Here is a 14718-nt window from a genome sequence, read left to right as displayed (position 1 = left end):
CAAGCGTGGGATCACACGAGGAATCAAGCGTGGAATCGTGCATGAAGTTGTGCGTGGAGCGACGCGGTCAGTTGCGATCAAGGCTCAAGAGCGGAACAATCGAGAATATTGCGATTCATGGCGCGCCGATAAAATGCCCAGCAAAGGCGCGAACGTAGATAGCTGCTCGGGGCCGATCTCGGCGGCGCCTGTTGCGGCTGCGGCGATCGGCGCACGCAATCCGTAGAGTATGCGTTGGCCGGCCAGTTGCCCAAGTGGCACCGCCTTCAGCGCGGCCGCGACCTGATTTTCAACCCAACTGAATGCATACGCAGTCAGGCTGGCTTGCACCTCGGCACCGTGCGCGGCAGTCACAAAAGCAAATACGGTCGGCAATGCCACCGGCTTGAGCGTCATTAGCGCGGCGCGTTGATCCGCGTCGCCCCATTCCAGCGAATTGCACAGCGAGGCCAGCGACCAGCCCATTTGCTCGGTTTCCTGCCGCAACTCGGCTGATTCTCTACTCGCTAGATACCAGGCGTTGGCACTGGCGAGCGCCGGGCCGGCCGCCGCATCGTGGGCCGCGTGCGCGTGCCAGCGCTGCATTTGCTGCGCAATGAACGGCAGTTCGCAGCGAGCGAGCACGCCTTCGAGTCCGGCGGCGATCCACAACTGCGCGGATTCGCCGTCATGCACCTGTCCGGTTTCCACCGCGGCTTCCAATCCCTGCGAATAGCTGAACCCGCCGATCGGCAACGCCGGCGACGCCAAGTGCAGCAAGCCGATCAGTTCAGTCAGTTGCATCGTGTGAGTGCGGATGGTTGTGCTGGCAGTTTTCGTCATGCTTGTGCTCTGACTCGTGACCGTGCTTATGCGCTTTCGCGTGCTCATGCTCGTGCTGATGTCCGTGCTCATGCCCATGCCCATGATCATGTCCCTTAGCGTGCCCATGGTCATGCTCGGCATACACCTTTTGCGCAAGCGCATAATCCTCAGCAAACGTTTCATCATGGCCATGCTTATGACCGCCGCCATACGCGCCAGCCTCCGGATGAAACGGCGCATCCACCACTTCGACACGCATACCAATACCCTGCAGCATATCGCGCAGCACAGTATCCACTTCAAGCTGCAGATAACCGTCGCCGAGTTCGACCGGAGTATGCCGATTCCCAAGGTGATAAGCGGCCCGCATCAACTCCGCAGCGCTCGAAGCCGTCACGCGCATCAACGATTCAGGAGCGGCCACCACACGGATCAACGCGCCATCCTCGGCGACCAGGACATCGCCTTCGGCCAGCACCGTACCGCGCGGCATCAACAACGCCACCGCTTCGCCATCATCGAGGTGAGCTGCGAGCCGGCTCTTGCATCGTGCTTCATACGGCAGCGTCAACGTAGCCGCACGCGCCACCAGCGCACGCGCGAGCTTGATGTCGCTACCGATACGCTTATCGATCTTGCGCATGGTCGTAGGCATCAGAACAGAAAGTAACGTTGCGCCATCGGCAGGCTCTTGGCCGGCTCACACGTCAACAACTCGCCGTTCGCGACCACTTGATAGGTTTCCGGATCGACGGTAATCGTGGGTTGCCAAGCGTTATGGATCATCTGCGATTTGCTGATCTGCCGCGTGTTCTTCACCGCCACCACGCGCTTGTTCAAGCCGTACCGGCCGGCGACATCGGCATCGAGCGCCATCTGCGAAACGAAGGTCAGCGAGGTCTTGCCCAGTGCGCCGCCGCGGGTCGCGAACATCTCGCGGTAGTGCACCGGTTGCGGCGTCGGAATCGACGCGTTCGGGTCGCCCATCAGCGCGACCGCGATCATCCCGCCTTTGAGGATCAGCGTCGGTTTGACGCCGAAGAAGGCCGGATCCCACAGCACCACGTCAGCCCATTTGCCGACTTCGAGCGAACCCACTTCATGCGAGATGCCGTGCGTGATGGCCGGGTTGATCGTGTACTTCGCGATGTAACGCTTGACCCGGAAATTGTCGTGGCGCGGCGTATCCTGCGGCAGTGCACCGCGCTGTTCCTTCATCTTGTGGGCGCTCTGCCACGTGCGCAGTATCACTTCGCCGACTCGTCCCATCGCCTGGGAATCCGACGACAGCATCGATAGTGCGCCGAGGTCGTGCAGGATATCTTCGGCGGCGATCGTCTCGCGCCGGATACGCGACTCGGCGAACGCAATATCCTCGGCAATCGCCGGGTCCAGGTGATGGCAGACCATCAGCATGTCGAGGTGCTCATCGAGCGTGTTCACGGTGTACGGACGCGTCGGGTTGGTCGACGAGGGCAACACGTTCGATTCGCCGCACACCTTGATGATGTCGGGCGCATGGCCGCCACCGGCGCCCTCCGTGTGATACGTATGGATCGTGCGGCCCTTGAAGGCGGCGACGGTCGCTTCGACAAAGCCCGCTTCGTTCAGCGTATCGGTATGGATCGCCACCTGCGTATCGGTGTCGTCGGCCACCGACAGACAGCAATCGATCGCAGCCGGCGTGCTGCCCCAGTCTTCATGGAGCTTCAGGCCGATTGCGCCCGCGGCGATTTGTTCGAGCAGAGGCGCGCTTTGGCTGGCGTTGCCTTTGCCGAGAAAGCCGATGTTGATCGGCCAGCCGTCCGCCGCCTGCAGCATGCGCTCCAGATGCCAGGGCCCAGGCGTGCAGGTTGTGGCGAGGGTGCCGGTAGCCGGGCCGGTGCCGCCGCCCAGCATGGTGGTCACGCCCGAGGCCAGCGCTTCGTCGATTTGCTGCGGGCTGATGAAATGGATGTGCGTATCGATTCCGCCGGCGGTCGCGATCATGCCTTCACCGGCGATCACTTCGGTAGCCGGTCCGATTGCTATCGTCACGCCCGGTTGGATATCGGGGTTGCCGGCTTTGCCGATCGCGGCGATCCGGCCGTCCTTGATGCCGATATCGGCTTTGACGATGCCCCAATGATCGATGATCACGGCGTTGGTCACTACGGTGTCGACCACATCGGCATGCACGCGTTGCGACTGGGCCATGCCGTCGCGTATCACTTTGCCGCCGCCGAATTTCACTTCTTCGCCGTAAATCGTCGCGTCGTGCTCGATCTCGACGAATAGCCCCGTGTCGGCCAGCCGGATGCGGTCACCGGTGGTCGGGCCGAACATTTCCGCGTAGGCGCGGCGTCCAATCCGAAGAGTCATCTGCGTATCCTTGTCGTGTTGCCGTTGCTTTCAGTGGCTTTGCGTTACTTCGGCATATCGGTATTCGAAAACCGGAATTCGAAAAATGGATGTGCCCAGCGAGCTGCCTTGGAACGCCGCTTTAGAGCGGCCCCATGATCTTGCCGTTGAAACCGTAGACGATGCGGTCCCCCGCGAGCGCCACCAGTTCGACCGTGCGTTCCTGGCCCGGCTCGAAACGCACTGCGGTGCCGGCCGTGATGTTGAGCCTGTAGCCGCGCGCTTGCTCGCGCTCGAAACTCAACGCTGTATTGGTTTCATAAAAATGGAAGTGCGAACCGACCTGGATCGGCCGGTCGCCCGTGTTGGCGACCGTCAGCGACACGGTTTCGCGCCCCACGTTGAGTTCGATTTCGCCTGGTTCAGTCAGGATTTCGCCGGGTATCATCGCTGCCTCGCGCGCTAAGGGTTAAGGAATCGGGTGATGCACGGTCACCAGCTTGGTGCCGTCGGGGAAGGTGGCTTCGATCTGGATGTCGGGAATCATCTCGGGCACGCCTTCCATGACATCGTCACGGCCCAGCAGGGTGGTGCCGTAATGCATGACCTCGGCCACGCTTTTGCCGTCGCGCGCGGCTTCCATGAGCGCGGCGCTGATAAAGGCGATGGCTTCCGGATAATTGAGCTTCAACCCGCGCGCACGGCGCCGTTCGGCCAGCAAGGCGGCGGTGAAGATCAGCAGTTTGTCTTTTTCGCGAGGCGTCAGTTTCATAAGCAGCTCAATGCGTTCAGGGTCGGGGTGTGGCGATTCGGAATCGGTCTACGGGGCGACGGTTGGTGCAACGGGTTGGTCGATGGGGAGTCGACGGCTTGGGCAAATGAAGCATCGTTCGCAAGGTCTCAGGTCGACCACAATCTCAGCGGCTGCGCGGGCACGCCGTGCAACACCGGTCGCAACAGGTTCCAGCACGCTATCTGCAGCGCCTGCAGCGCTTGCATCTGGCGGGCTACGGCGCGTATCAGCAGCACTCCGCCGGGCAAACAAGTAAAGCCGCTACGCAAGTTCGCATCGAAGCCGAGCAGGGCGGTCAGTTGTTCGTGCAACGCCGCATCCGTTTGCTCGCTGCGCGCCGGGCCGATTGCCCATAAGGTGCCGAACGCGGGCCAGCCACCCAGGCCCTGCGGCGCATCGCGCAGCGGGTCGTCGGCGGCGAGGATGGCGCGCTCGGTCCACAACAGCTCGCCATTCGGGCGCATCAGCGTGGTGGTGGCCTGCAGGTGGCCGGCGTTCCAGCTTTCGCCTGCGGCCTGACGACCCAATTGGGTCGCTTCCCAGCCGATCGCGCTGCCCGATGCGGCAATCACCAGCGTCAGGTCGAGTTCGGCCCGCGCGTCGTCGAATACGATGTTGTTTTGCGGTAGCCAGTCGAGATGTGCATCTTCATGCACGCGCAGCGTCACGTGCTGCCGAGCGCTGCGCCGATTCGATTTGTACCATTTGGTGGCGCCTGGGGTGGCGAGCACCGCATGGCTGGCCGCGCCCACGTCAACTTCTATCGTGAGCGCGTCGCCGCCGGCGATACCACCGGGAGGATGCACGATTACCGCATGGCAGATCTGGCCACCTTCCGGGTACAACGGCTTTTGCACCCGCAGGGGCCCGCTATGGCGCCGCTCGGTCATGAAACTGCCGCCGGGCCGCGCGGCAAATGCCAGTTTGAGGTGAGCCTGCCAACTGGGCTGGATCGTATCGTTCAGGGCGCTGGTCGGCATGGAGCGGCGAATCGCGTGGTGAGTTCGAAGTTGATCCGCAATCTATCACGGCAAAAAAGCGGCCGTATTCTCGCGCACCGCGCTCGCCTACCTACGATTAGCCTGTATTGCGCAAGCCCGCCGCTATCCCGTTGATGGTCATATGTATGCCGCGCTTGACGCGCTCATCGCTAACGCCCGAGCGATGCCGGCTGAGCAGCTCCACTTGCAGGTGATTCAGCGGATCAAGGTAGGGGAAGCGGTTCTTGATCGAACGCGCCAGCAGCGGGTTATCGGCGAGCCGCTCGTCGTTGCCGGTGATTTCCGAGAGCAAGTGCGAGGTTCGCTCCCATTCGGCGACTATCCTGCCGAACACGTGCTTGCGTAGCTTCTTGTCGCTGACCAGTTGCGCATAGCGCGACGCCACCGCCAGGTCGGACTTCGCCAGCACCATATCCATATTCGACAGCAGCGTCGAGAAGAACGGCCAGGTCTTGTTCATTTTCTTCAGCAGCGCGAGCCGCTTGTTGCGCTCGACGGGCGTCGCGGCCTGGTCCAGATAGCCCTGCACGGCACTGCCGAAACCGAACCAGCCTGGCAACAGCAGTCGGCACTGGCCCCACGAGAAGCCCCACGGAATGGCGCGCAAGTCTTCGATCTTGCGTTGCGCCGGGTCGTTGAATTTGCGCGAGGCCGGTCGGCTGCCAATATTGAGCTCGGCGATTTCAGCGATCGGGGTCGAAGCGAAGAAATAGTCGGTGAAGCCCGGAGTTTCGTACACCAGCGCGCGGTACGCCTGCATCGCGTCATCCGAGAGCTGCTGCATGAGTTGTTCGAACGCGGCGGGCACGTCCAGTGTTTCTGGGTCGCTCGCGAGCGACGCTTCGAGGGTCGCCGCCACGACGGTCTCAAGATTGCGCCGCCCGATTTCCGGGTTGCCGAATTTCGACGCAATCACTTCGCCTTGCTCCGTCAGACGGATCTGGCCGTCGACGGTGCCCGGCGGTTGCGACAGGATAGCCTGGTAGGTCGGGCCACCGCCACGTCCCACGGTGCCTCCGCGACCATGAAAGAGCCGCAGCCGCACGCCGCGGTCTTTGAACAGTGCGACCAGCGCCAGCTCCGCCCGATATAGCTCCCAATTCGAGGTGAGAAAACCGCCGTCCTTGTTGCTGTCGGAGTAGCCCAGCATCACTTCCTGCTCATTGCCCTGCGATTCCATCAGGGTATCGATGCCGGGCAGCGCGAACAGGTCGCGCATGATCTGGGGAGCCTGCCGTAAATCGGGGATGGTCTCGAACAGCGGGATCACCATCAGGCCTGGCTCCGTCGCATCGGGATCGTCGCGATCGTCGCGATCGGCGGCCGCTAGCGCGGTCGATTCGAGTTGCTCGTCCAGCGGCACCAGCCGCGCCTGCATCAGCCCGGTTTCCTTTTGCAGCAGCATAAGTTCGACCAGGTCGCTGACCGTCTCGGTGTGCGAAATAATGGCGTTGCGCACGGCCCGCGTGCCAAAACGCGCACGGATCTCGCGCGCGGCCACGAACACCGCCAGCTCTTTACGGGTGAGTTCCGAGTATTCCAGATACGGCGAGAGCAGCGGCCGCGGCTGCGCCAGTTCGGCTTGCAGTACCTGCAACTTGTCGGCCTCGCTCAACTGCGCGTAGTTCGGCACGACACCTGCGCGCTGCAGCAACTCAGCGACCACCGCTTCATGTATGTCGGAGCTTTGCCGTAGATCGATGCTGGCCAGATGGAAGCCGAACACTTCGGCTGCGCGCAACAGCGGTTCCAGGCGCGGGCGCGCGAGCGACGCACCGTGATGCGCGCGCAGCGAGTCGAGCAGCGTTTGCAAGTCAACGATAAACGCTTCGGGATGCGCATAGGGCTGCGGGTCGTGCGCCTGCACGCCTGGAGTTTCGCGGGTGGTCGGAGCGGTTGCGCCCAACAGGTGGCGCGCGGTGGCGGCCAGGCGCGCGTACACGCCGATCAGCGCGCGGCGATAGGGCTCGTCGGCACGGTGCGGCGATTCGTCGGGCGACGCGTCGGCAAGTTGTTTGAGCGCATCGCTCGAACCGCACAGCAGTTCGGACATCGACAACTCCGCCCCCAGTTTGTGGACCTGCGTCAGGTAATGCTCGAAAATCACCGCGGCTTGATGCGTGATTGCATATTCGAGCGTCGCCGCGGTTACGTTCGGATTGCCGTCCCGGTCGCCGCCGATCCAACTGCCCATCTGCAGGAAATTGGGCAAACGCGCGGGCAACCCATGCGCGCTGACAGCCTTTTCGATATCGGCGTACAGCGCCGGAATCTCGCTGAGGAAGGTTGCACGGTAATAAGACAGCGCGTTTTCGATCTCGTCGGCGACCGTAAGCTTGGATTCGCGCAGCATCCGGGTCTGCCACAACGAGGTCACGCGCGCGCGCAGCAATGCTTCGTTATGCTCACGCTCGGTGCGCGTGAGCGGCAAGTCGCGCTCGGCGAGCAGGTGGGCGATATCGTGCTGCGCGTCCAGGATGCTTTTGCGCTGTACTTCGGTCGGGTGGGCGGTCAGCACCGGCACGATCAAGGCGTGATCGAAGAAATATTGCAGCGTCGGGGTCTTGCTGGCGCCGCTGCGAGCCAGGCGCGCGAGTGCGTAAGCGATCGTTCCGGCGGGCGCAGGGGACTCCGCCAGCATGTGGACGCGGCGGCGGCGAATATGGTGGCGATCCTCGGCGATGTTGGCGAGATGCGAAAAATAGCTGAACGCGCGCACCACTGAGACGGTCTGGTCGCGGCTGAGCGCATTGAGCAGCTTTTCCAGTTGGGCTGCCGCGGCGTTGTCGTCCTCGCGGCGAAACTTGACGGCGCGCTGGCGGATCGTTTCCACGACATCGTAGACGGCGTCGCCGTCCTGTTCGCGCACCACGTCGCCGAGCAGGCGGCCCAGGAAGCGGATGTCCTCGAACAGGGGTTGATCTTTGTCCTCGCGGGCACGGGCGCGTGCGGCGCGCGGCGCGCTGGCCGCGGCGGCGGAAACGCGTGCAGGGGTTTCCGATGCAGCGGGGTGGGTTGCAGCGCCGATGCTGCGGGCCGAGTCGGAAGACGTCACGATGAAAGTCCCTCGCTGATTACAAGTTGGATAAGCGACCCAGATAAGCCTGTGCCAGCCAGCCGGTTGGCACAGGGGTGCGTGATACCATTACTCGACTTCTCAATCCGGCCCGCGCGCCCTATTCCGGTTTTGTCGGAAACGACGCTGTAGGTGTTGCAAGCGGGCCTTTCAAAGCTTTTTCATGAACTCCGAGACGCATTCAGCGCCACTGCCCACATCTTCGCTCGCCACGACGTCCGCTACCACGCCGGCCGGGTCGCCCCTCGCGCCGCGGTTTGCGCCGCCTGCCAAGCTGGTGATCGCCACGCGCGAAAGCCGGTTGGCACTGTGGCAGGCCGAGCATGTGCAGGCTGCGTTGCAAAAATTATATCCGGCCTGCCAAGTGAGCCTGTTGGGCATGACGACCCGTGGCGACCAGATTCAGGATCGTACCTTGGCTAAGGTCGGCGGCAAAGGGTTGTTCGTTAAAGAACTCGAAACTGCGCTGGAACAAGGGCGTGCGGATCTGGCTGTCCATTCGCTCAAAGATGTGCCGATGACGCTGCCCGAAGGCTTTACGCTGGCCGCAGTGATGCAGCGCGAAGATCCTCGCGATGCGCTGGTTAGCTCGCTGTATGCGTCGCTGGACGCGTTGCCGCCAGGCAGCGTGGTGGGCACCTCCAGCCTGCGTCGCGAAGCGATGGTGCGCGCGCGTTATCCGCATTTGCACGTGGCCCCGTTACGCGGCAACCTCGATACACGCTTGGCCAAGCTCGATCGCGGCGACTACGCGGCGATTATCCTGGCCGCCGCAGGGCTGCAGCGCCTGGGCCTGGCCGCACGGATACGCGCACGGCTCGATATCGCCGATAGCTTGCCGGCGGCAGGCCAGGGGGCGCTGGGCATCGAGACGCGTACCGACCGCGCGGACCTGCTCCAATGGCTGGCGCCGCTAGACGATAGGGACACAGCGCTGGCAACCGCCGCCGAGCGGGCCGTTTCGCTTGCGCTGGGCGGCAGCTGCACGGTGCCGCTGGCGGCCTACGGCAGTTGGGACGGCGCGCAGCTCAGGCTACAGAGTTCGATCGCCACGCCCGACGGCGCGCGCACGCTGCGTGCCGATGCGTGTGCGGCGGTCGCCGACCTGAGCCAGGCACGGCAACTGGGCCACCAGGTGGCGCAGACGCTGATCGACCAGGGCGCGCTGGGCATCGTGCAGGATTTGTCGGACGCACAGGAGGCTTCGGTCGATCCGACAAGGCCACCCGACCCGGACTATCGTGCCGATTCGTTATGATGGGCTTGCCATGACGAGAGTGGAAACGACTGGCGGCGCGCATGGCTCAGGCGAGTCGCCAGCTTCCAAACCGACTGTGATTGTTACGCGTCCTGCGGCGCAGGCCGCGGGTTTGAGCGCGGCATTGGGTGCGGCGGGGTTTGCGACCTTCGAGTTCCCCTTGCTCGAGATTGCGCCGGTGCGGGACCCGCAGCCCTTGCTGCAAGCGTTGGTGGCGCTCGAACAGTACGCGTTGGTGGTATTCGTTTCGCCCAATGCAATTGAACATGCGCTCGCGCATCTTGGCACGCCGTGGCCTGCGCAAGTGCCGATCGGCGTGCTCGGACCGGGCAGCGTGCGCGCACTCGCACAACGCGGCATCAGTGCGCCACGTGTGAGCGTCATTGCACCGCGCGGCGCGCTCGCGTCCAGCGGCGATGGCGGCGCCATCGCGCAGCCGTCCAGCGTAGTGGCTACCGATGCGATTGCCGATACCCGCGCCGATTCATCCCATGACACGAACGAAACCGTCCGCTACGACTCCGAAGCCTTGTTGGACGCACTCGACCACACGCTCCACCTCGATAGCCTGGTCGGCAAACGGGTTCTGTTGGTCAAAGGCGACGGCGGGCGCGAACTATTAACGCAAACATTGCAAGCGATGGGCGTCGCGGTCGACGCCGTGACGGCTTATCATCGCAGTGCGCCGCAGCCCAGCGAGGCACAATGGCAACGCCTGCACGTATTGCTGGCCGGCCCCGCGCAGCAAGTGGTGTGGGTGGTGACCAGCTCCGAGGGCCTGCGCCATCTCGACGCGCTGGCCCGCGCCCACCTCGATGCCACGCAGCTCGTGTCACTGCGGCGCGCGCAAGTGATGACGCCCCATGCGCGCATCGCGGAAACGGCACGCAGCCTGGGTTTTGATACAGTTACAGTCTCGGGCGCCGGCGATCGCAATATCGTCAGCGCGCTTCTGTCCCAATCAGTTCAATTGGTCTCCAAGCGCATGACAGACACGCACGATATGCAATCCGATCCCCAGGGCACAGCCCGGCCAGCCGCGAGCGCGGCACCGGCTTATACCGTCGCGGGCGACGCCACGCAATCAGAGCGCCCGTTTTGGGACCAACCGCCTGGCGGCCCGCGCGGCCCGTCCAACTTCGGGCACCGCGCCCCACTATGGATAGGCCTGCTACTGGTACTGGCCGCGGCTGTCGCGGGTGGCCTCGTGCTCAACCGCGCATTGCATCGCGACCAGCAAGCGTCGACGCAACGCCAGGATGCCAGCGACGCGCGCATCGCAGCTGCCCTCGCGCAGACCCAGCAAGCCTTGGCCGCCTCACGCACGCTCAACGATCAACTGACGCAATTCAACAGCAAGTTGCAGGACCAACAGGCCGCGCAACAGGCGTTACAGCAGCAATACCAGGACTTCACCCGCAATCGCGACGACTGGACGCTTGCCGAAATCGGCCAGATGCTCTCGACGGCCAGCGAACAATTGCAACTGACGGGCAACGTGCAACTCGCGCTTTTCGCACTACAAAGCGCCGACGAGCGGCTCGCCGCGTCAAGCGGTCCGCAGATGCTCACGGTGCGGCGCGCGGTGCAGCACGATATCGAAAAACTGAAGGCCACGCCGCAAGTGGACCTCGCCGGGCTAGCGATCAAACTCGATGACGCGATCGCGCAGATCGATAACCTGCCGCTGCTTGGGGAAGCCAAAACCGGCCATCAACAGGCCAATCCGGTCGGCTCGGTCGACACGACAGCGCCGGCAGCGTCGACGCTGCCGGCCTGGCGCGTATGGATCGACGAGCTTGGCAGCGAGGTCGGGCGCAGCCTGACCGGCCTGGTGCAGGTACGTCGCATCGACAACCCCGATGCCATGCTGGTCGCGCCCGACCAGGGCTATTACCTGCGCGCGAACCTGAGGCTGCGGCTGCTTTCGGCACGCCTGTCGCTGCTGGCGCGCAATCCGGCTACGCTGAAATCGGACCTGACTGCGGCCAGCGCTTCGGTGAATCGCTACTTCGATCCTGCCTCCAAGCAGGTGCAGACGGTGAAGACCTTGCTGCAGCAAGTGGATCAGGCAGCGGTCACCGTGCAGGTGCCTGATATGAACGGCAGCCTCGCTGCGGTCCGTCAGTTCAAGAGCCGGGGTTAGGCCATGATGCGCGCTCTTCTCTGGCTGGCGTTCCTGTTCGCGGTAGCGACCGCGCTCGCGATAGTCGGGCATCACGATACCGGCCAGGTCGTGATCGTGTTCGAGCCCTATCGGATCGATGTTTCGTTGAACTTCTTTGTGATCGCGGTCGTGGTTGTCTTCATTGTGCTGTACGCGCTGCTGCGCGCGCTGCGCAATATCTGGAAAATGCCCGAGCGCGTGTCGGCCTACCGTACCCGTTCGCGGACGGCCAAAGGGCAGACGGCGTTGCGCGAGGCCGTCGGCAATCTGTTCGCGGGCCGTTTTTCGCGCGCGGAAAAAGCCGCTCGCGATGCCAGCGTGCTGCCGGAAAACAATGACGCCGCGAGCCTGATCGCCGCGACGGCGGCGCATCGCATGCACGAGTTCACGCGCCGCGACGAATGGCTGGCCGCGATCCGTGCACCGGAGTGGCAGGATGCCCGCCTTAGCGCGCAAGCCGATATGTGTGCCGATGGCCGCGATCCCGAGGGCGCGCTGGCCGCGTTGACCGAAATGCAAGCGCAGGGTGGCCGGCGCATCTACGCGCAGCAAATCGCGTTGCGCGCCCACCAGCAACTGCGGCATTGGGCCGAGGTGCTGCGGCTGGTCAAGGGGCTGGAAAAGCGCGATGCAATCCATTCCGCGGTGGCCATGCGCCTGCGTCAGTTGTCGGGCGAAAACCTGCTGCGCGATTGCCGTCACAACGCCGATGCCTTGATGGAGTGCTGGAACAGCTTGCCGGCCAGCGAGCGCATTTCGCCGCGTCTGGCCGATCTGGCCGCCGAATTGCTGGTGGCGCTGGATCGCCCGGCACAGGCTCGCGCGATCGTCGAAGAGGCGTTGGGTCACAGCTGGGACACGCGCTTGTTGCGGCGTTATGCCGACTGCGCAGGCGACGATCCGCTGCCACTGATTGCGCGCGCCGAAGCGTGGCGCGTGGATCATGGCGAAGATCCGGATCTGCTGTTCGCGCTGGGCCGTTTGTGCCTGCAGCAACAGCTATGGGGCAAATCGCAGGCCTTCCTCGAGCAGGCGCTCAAGCTGACCGACGACCGCACGCTCACCATGCGCCTGCATCGCACCCTGGCACAGTTGCACGAACAGCTCGGGAATCAGGATCAGGCCGGCCAACATTACCGGGCGGGCGCATTGATGATCTGACCCGGCCCGAATCGGTCATGATAATTGGCTATAATTCGTAATTCGCACATAGTCCTGCATGCGTATTTCGCGCACCGTTCACGCAACGACGCGGCGTTACCGTATGGCGTCACGAATTGACGTCCATGCGTGACGTCCATGCGCGACGTCAATGCGTGGCACTACTCCATGACGCCACCCCGTTTTTTTAATCCAGACTTACACGAGACGCCCGATGAGCTTTAATCACGTACCCGCCGGCCGGGATCTGCCGCACGACTTCAACGTCATCATTGAAATTCCCGCACAAAGCGATCCGGTCAAGTACGAGTTGGATAAAGAACTGGGCCTGCTGGTGGTGGACCGCTTCATCAGCACCGGCATGCGTTACCCGGTCAACTACGGTTTCATTCCGCAAACCCTGTCGGGCGACGGCGATCCGGTCGACGTACTGGTCATTACCCCGTTCCCGCTGCTGGCCGGCTCGATCGTGCGCGCACGCGCCCTGGGCATGCTGCAAATGACCGACGAGGCTGGAGTCGATGCCAAGCTGGTTGCGGTGCCGGCCGACAAGGTTTGCCCAATGACGGCAGATCTGAAAACGATCGAGGATGTGCCTTCGTACCTGAAGGACCAGATCAAGCATTTCTTCGAGCAGTACAAGGCGCTCGAGAAAGGCAAATGGGTCAAGGTCGAGGGCTGGCTGGGCGTGGAAGCCGCCCACAAGGAAATCACCGACGGCGTGGCGAGCTATAAGAAGTAGGTAGGCGGGCGGCCGAGTCGTGTTCTTGCGTATTACGGCCGCTGATTACCGCGCCTGCGGAATAATCGATAACTGCGGAAACGCCACCACGAACTGCGCGCCCCACTGCGACGCGTAGGCGAGCTGATCCATCACTTCCGCCTGCTGATTCCAAGGCAGGATCACGATAAAGTCCGGCCGGGTTTGCGCAAGATACTCTACGCCGCGAACCGGTATCCGGCTGCCGGGCATGAACATCCCTTGCTTGGCCGGGTTACGATCCACGACATAGCTGATCAAGTCTCCCCGTACCCCCGCGTAGTTCAGCAAGGTATTCCCTTTGGCTGCCGCGCCATAAGCGGCGACGGTCTTGCCCGCGCGTTTGGCGTCGATCAGGAACGCCACGAAATCGTCCTTGACGCCTTCGGCCCGGGCTTGAAAGGTGCGGTAAAACCCCGTGCTCGCAATGCCCGTCCGCAGTTCCGCCTCCAGCATCTCGCCCACCCGGCCACTGGTGCCGTGGCGGCCACGATCCGCGCGTTGAGCGAACACCCGCAAGCTGCCGCTGAGCGTGGGCAATTCCGCCACATCGAATACCGCCAGCCCGTTGTAGGCCAGGATACGCATCACTGCGGTCAACGACAGGTAAGAAAAATGCGCGTGGTGGATGGTATCGAACTGGTTGTGCCGCATCAGGTTTGCCAGATGCGGGAATTCGAACGTAGCCACGCCCCCCGGTTTGAGCAGGGCGGTAAAACCGGCCACGAAGTCGTTGATATCGGGCACATGGGTCAGCACATTATTGGCCGCGATCAGGTCCGCGCTCTTGCCCTGCGCCGCCAGTTTCTGCGCCAGCGCGATGCCGAAAGACGCCGTGATCACTTCGATGCCTTTGCCGCGCACAGCCTGCGCGGCGCCTTCGGTGTGCTCGATGCCCAGGCACGGAATGCCGAGCTCCTTGACGTACTGCAGCAGGTAGCCGTCGCCCGACGCGGCTTCGATCACCATGGACTCGGCGGTCAGCCCGAATTGCACGCTCATCTCGTCGACGTAACGCCGCGCGTGCGCGAGCCAGGTGCTGGAGGACGCGTTGAAATGGGCGTGATCGGCCGAGAAAAATTCGCTTTGCGGTGCGAGGTCCAGGGTTTGCGCCAGCCAGCAGGTTTCGCATACCCATACTTCGAGCGGATACCATTTCTCGGGGGCCTGCAGGGTTTGCTGCGTCAGATAGGTGTGGGACGGCGGCGCGCTGCCCAGGTCTATCAAACGTGTTTTCAGTTCGGCCCCGCAATGGTGGCAGGTCATAGGTCGAGCCCCTGGTATTTTCTGCGCACGATCTAAGCGCACGCTGCGCTGATTCTCCCCCGCCGTGCACGCACTTATCAAATTTTCCATGC

The 14718-nt window shown here is 63.2% G+C and carries 12 protein-coding genes; 4 read left to right on the top strand and 8 right to left on the bottom strand.

Translation table 11 applies throughout. The features are described 5' to 3' along the window. Positions 1-84: 84 nt before the first annotated feature. The 7 genes from GSQ77_RS20530 to ppc all read right to left on the bottom strand — a co-directional run bounded on the left by GSQ77_RS20530 (position 85) and on the right by ppc (position 7993). Positions 85-783, bottom strand: coding sequence for an urease accessory protein UreF (locus tag GSQ77_RS20530; RefSeq protein WP_158906414.1), 699 nt, complete (start codon positions 781-783; stop codon positions 85-87). Beyond that, complete coding sequence (gene ureE, locus GSQ77_RS20525) at positions 770-1447, bottom strand: urease accessory protein UreE (RefSeq protein ID WP_158904602.1); 678 nt, start codon at positions 1445-1447, stop codon at positions 770-772. The genes GSQ77_RS20530 and ureE overlap by 14 nt, the downstream gene beginning before the upstream one ends. 11 nt (positions 1448-1458) lie before the next feature. Beyond that, the gene (ureC, locus tag GSQ77_RS20520; RefSeq protein WP_158904601.1) at positions 1459-3165 is read right to left on the bottom strand and encodes an urease subunit alpha; all 1707 of its coding nucleotides are present in this window, start codon (positions 3163-3165) and stop codon (positions 1459-1461) included. 121 nt (positions 3166-3286) lie between these two features. Continuing rightward, on the bottom strand, positions 3287-3592 hold the full coding sequence (locus GSQ77_RS20515; protein ID WP_158904600.1) for an urease subunit beta: 306 nt from the start codon (positions 3590-3592) through the stop codon (positions 3287-3289). A gap of 21 nt (positions 3593-3613) precedes the next feature. Then, the gene (ureA, locus tag GSQ77_RS20510) at positions 3614-3916 is read right to left on the bottom strand and encodes an urease subunit gamma (RefSeq protein ID WP_158904599.1); all 303 of its coding nucleotides are present in this window, start codon (positions 3914-3916) and stop codon (positions 3614-3616) included. A 128-nt stretch (positions 3917-4044) separates the two neighbouring features. Beyond that, a complete protein-coding gene (locus tag GSQ77_RS20505; protein ID WP_158904598.1) occupies positions 4045-4917 on the bottom strand; it encodes an urease accessory protein UreD in 873 nt (290 codons plus the stop codon). Positions 4918-5014: 97 nt separating this feature from the next. Then, on the bottom strand, positions 5015-7993 hold the full coding sequence (gene ppc / locus GSQ77_RS20500) for a phosphoenolpyruvate carboxylase (RefSeq protein WP_254067719.1): 2979 nt from the start codon (positions 7991-7993) through the stop codon (positions 5015-5017). Positions 7994-8177: 184 nt separating this feature from the next. Here ppc and hemC point away from each other — a divergent pair, with 184 nt between their 5' ends. From hemC to ppa, 4 genes are all read left to right on the top strand, one after another. Further along, positions 8178-9272, top strand: coding sequence for a hydroxymethylbilane synthase (gene hemC, locus GSQ77_RS20495; RefSeq protein WP_158904597.1), 1095 nt, complete (start codon positions 8178-8180; stop codon positions 9270-9272). A 10-nt stretch (positions 9273-9282) separates the two neighbouring features. Continuing rightward, the gene (gene hemDX, locus GSQ77_RS20490) at positions 9283-11418 is read left to right on the top strand and encodes a fused uroporphyrinogen-III synthase HemD/membrane protein HemX (RefSeq protein ID WP_158904596.1); all 2136 of its coding nucleotides are present in this window, start codon (positions 9283-9285) and stop codon (positions 11416-11418) included. Between the two features lie 3 nt (positions 11419-11421). Beyond that, a complete protein-coding gene (locus tag GSQ77_RS20485; protein ID WP_158904595.1) occupies positions 11422-12600 on the top strand; it encodes a heme biosynthesis HemY N-terminal domain-containing protein in 1179 nt (392 codons plus the stop codon). Between the two features lie 214 nt (positions 12601-12814). Further along, positions 12815-13342 (top strand): inorganic diphosphatase, encoded by a 528-nt coding sequence (ppa, locus tag GSQ77_RS20480; protein WP_158904594.1) that lies wholly within the window; start codon positions 12815-12817, stop codon positions 13340-13342. Positions 13343-13387: 45 nt separating this feature from the next. On the opposite strand, the gene GSQ77_RS20475 is transcribed toward ppa, so the two are convergent. Next, positions 13388-14626, bottom strand: a complete 1239-nt coding sequence (locus tag GSQ77_RS20475) for a class I SAM-dependent methyltransferase (RefSeq protein WP_158904593.1) — start codon at positions 14624-14626, stop codon at positions 13388-13390. Positions 14627-14718 lie beyond the last annotated feature (92 nt).

It is taken from the genome of Burkholderia sp. L27(2015) (assembly GCF_009765705.1).
Lineage (GTDB): Bacteria > Pseudomonadota > Gammaproteobacteria > Burkholderiales > Burkholderiaceae > LMUX01.
Note: the sequence above shows the minus strand (reverse complement) of the source record. Positions and strands in the feature narration are given on the sequence as shown.

Excerpts from the sequence above, each read along its gene's own strand:
- GSQ77_RS20530 (WP_158906414.1), bottom strand. The coding sequence starts at position 783 with ATGCAACTGACTGAACTGATCGGCTTGCTGCACTTGGCGTCGCCGGCG.
- ureE (WP_158904602.1), bottom strand. The coding sequence starts at position 1,447 with ATGCGCAAGATCGATAAGCGTATCGGTAGCGACATCAAGCTCGCGCGT.
- ureC (WP_158904601.1), bottom strand. The coding sequence starts at position 3,165 with ATGACTCTTCGGATTGGACGCCGCGCCTACGCGGAAATGTTCGGCCCG.
- GSQ77_RS20515 (WP_158904600.1), bottom strand. The coding sequence starts at position 3,592 with ATGATACCCGGCGAAATCCTGACTGAACCAGGCGAAATCGAACTCAAC.
- ureA (WP_158904599.1), bottom strand. The coding sequence starts at position 3,916 with ATGAAACTGACGCCTCGCGAAAAAGACAAACTGCTGATCTTCACCGCC.
- GSQ77_RS20505 (WP_158904598.1), bottom strand. The coding sequence starts at position 4,917 with ATGCCGACCAGCGCCCTGAACGATACGATCCAGCCCAGTTGGCAGGCT.
- hemC (WP_158904597.1), top strand. The coding sequence starts at position 8,178 with ATGAACTCCGAGACGCATTCAGCGCCACTGCCCACATCTTCGCTCGCC.
- hemDX (WP_158904596.1), top strand. The coding sequence starts at position 9,283 with ATGACGAGAGTGGAAACGACTGGCGGCGCGCATGGCTCAGGCGAGTCG.
- GSQ77_RS20485 (WP_158904595.1), top strand. The coding sequence starts at position 11,422 with ATGATGCGCGCTCTTCTCTGGCTGGCGTTCCTGTTCGCGGTAGCGACC.
- ppa (WP_158904594.1), top strand. The coding sequence starts at position 12,815 with ATGAGCTTTAATCACGTACCCGCCGGCCGGGATCTGCCGCACGACTTC.
- GSQ77_RS20475 (WP_158904593.1), bottom strand. The coding sequence starts at position 14,626 with ATGACCTGCCACCATTGCGGGGCCGAACTGAAAACACGTTTGATAGAC.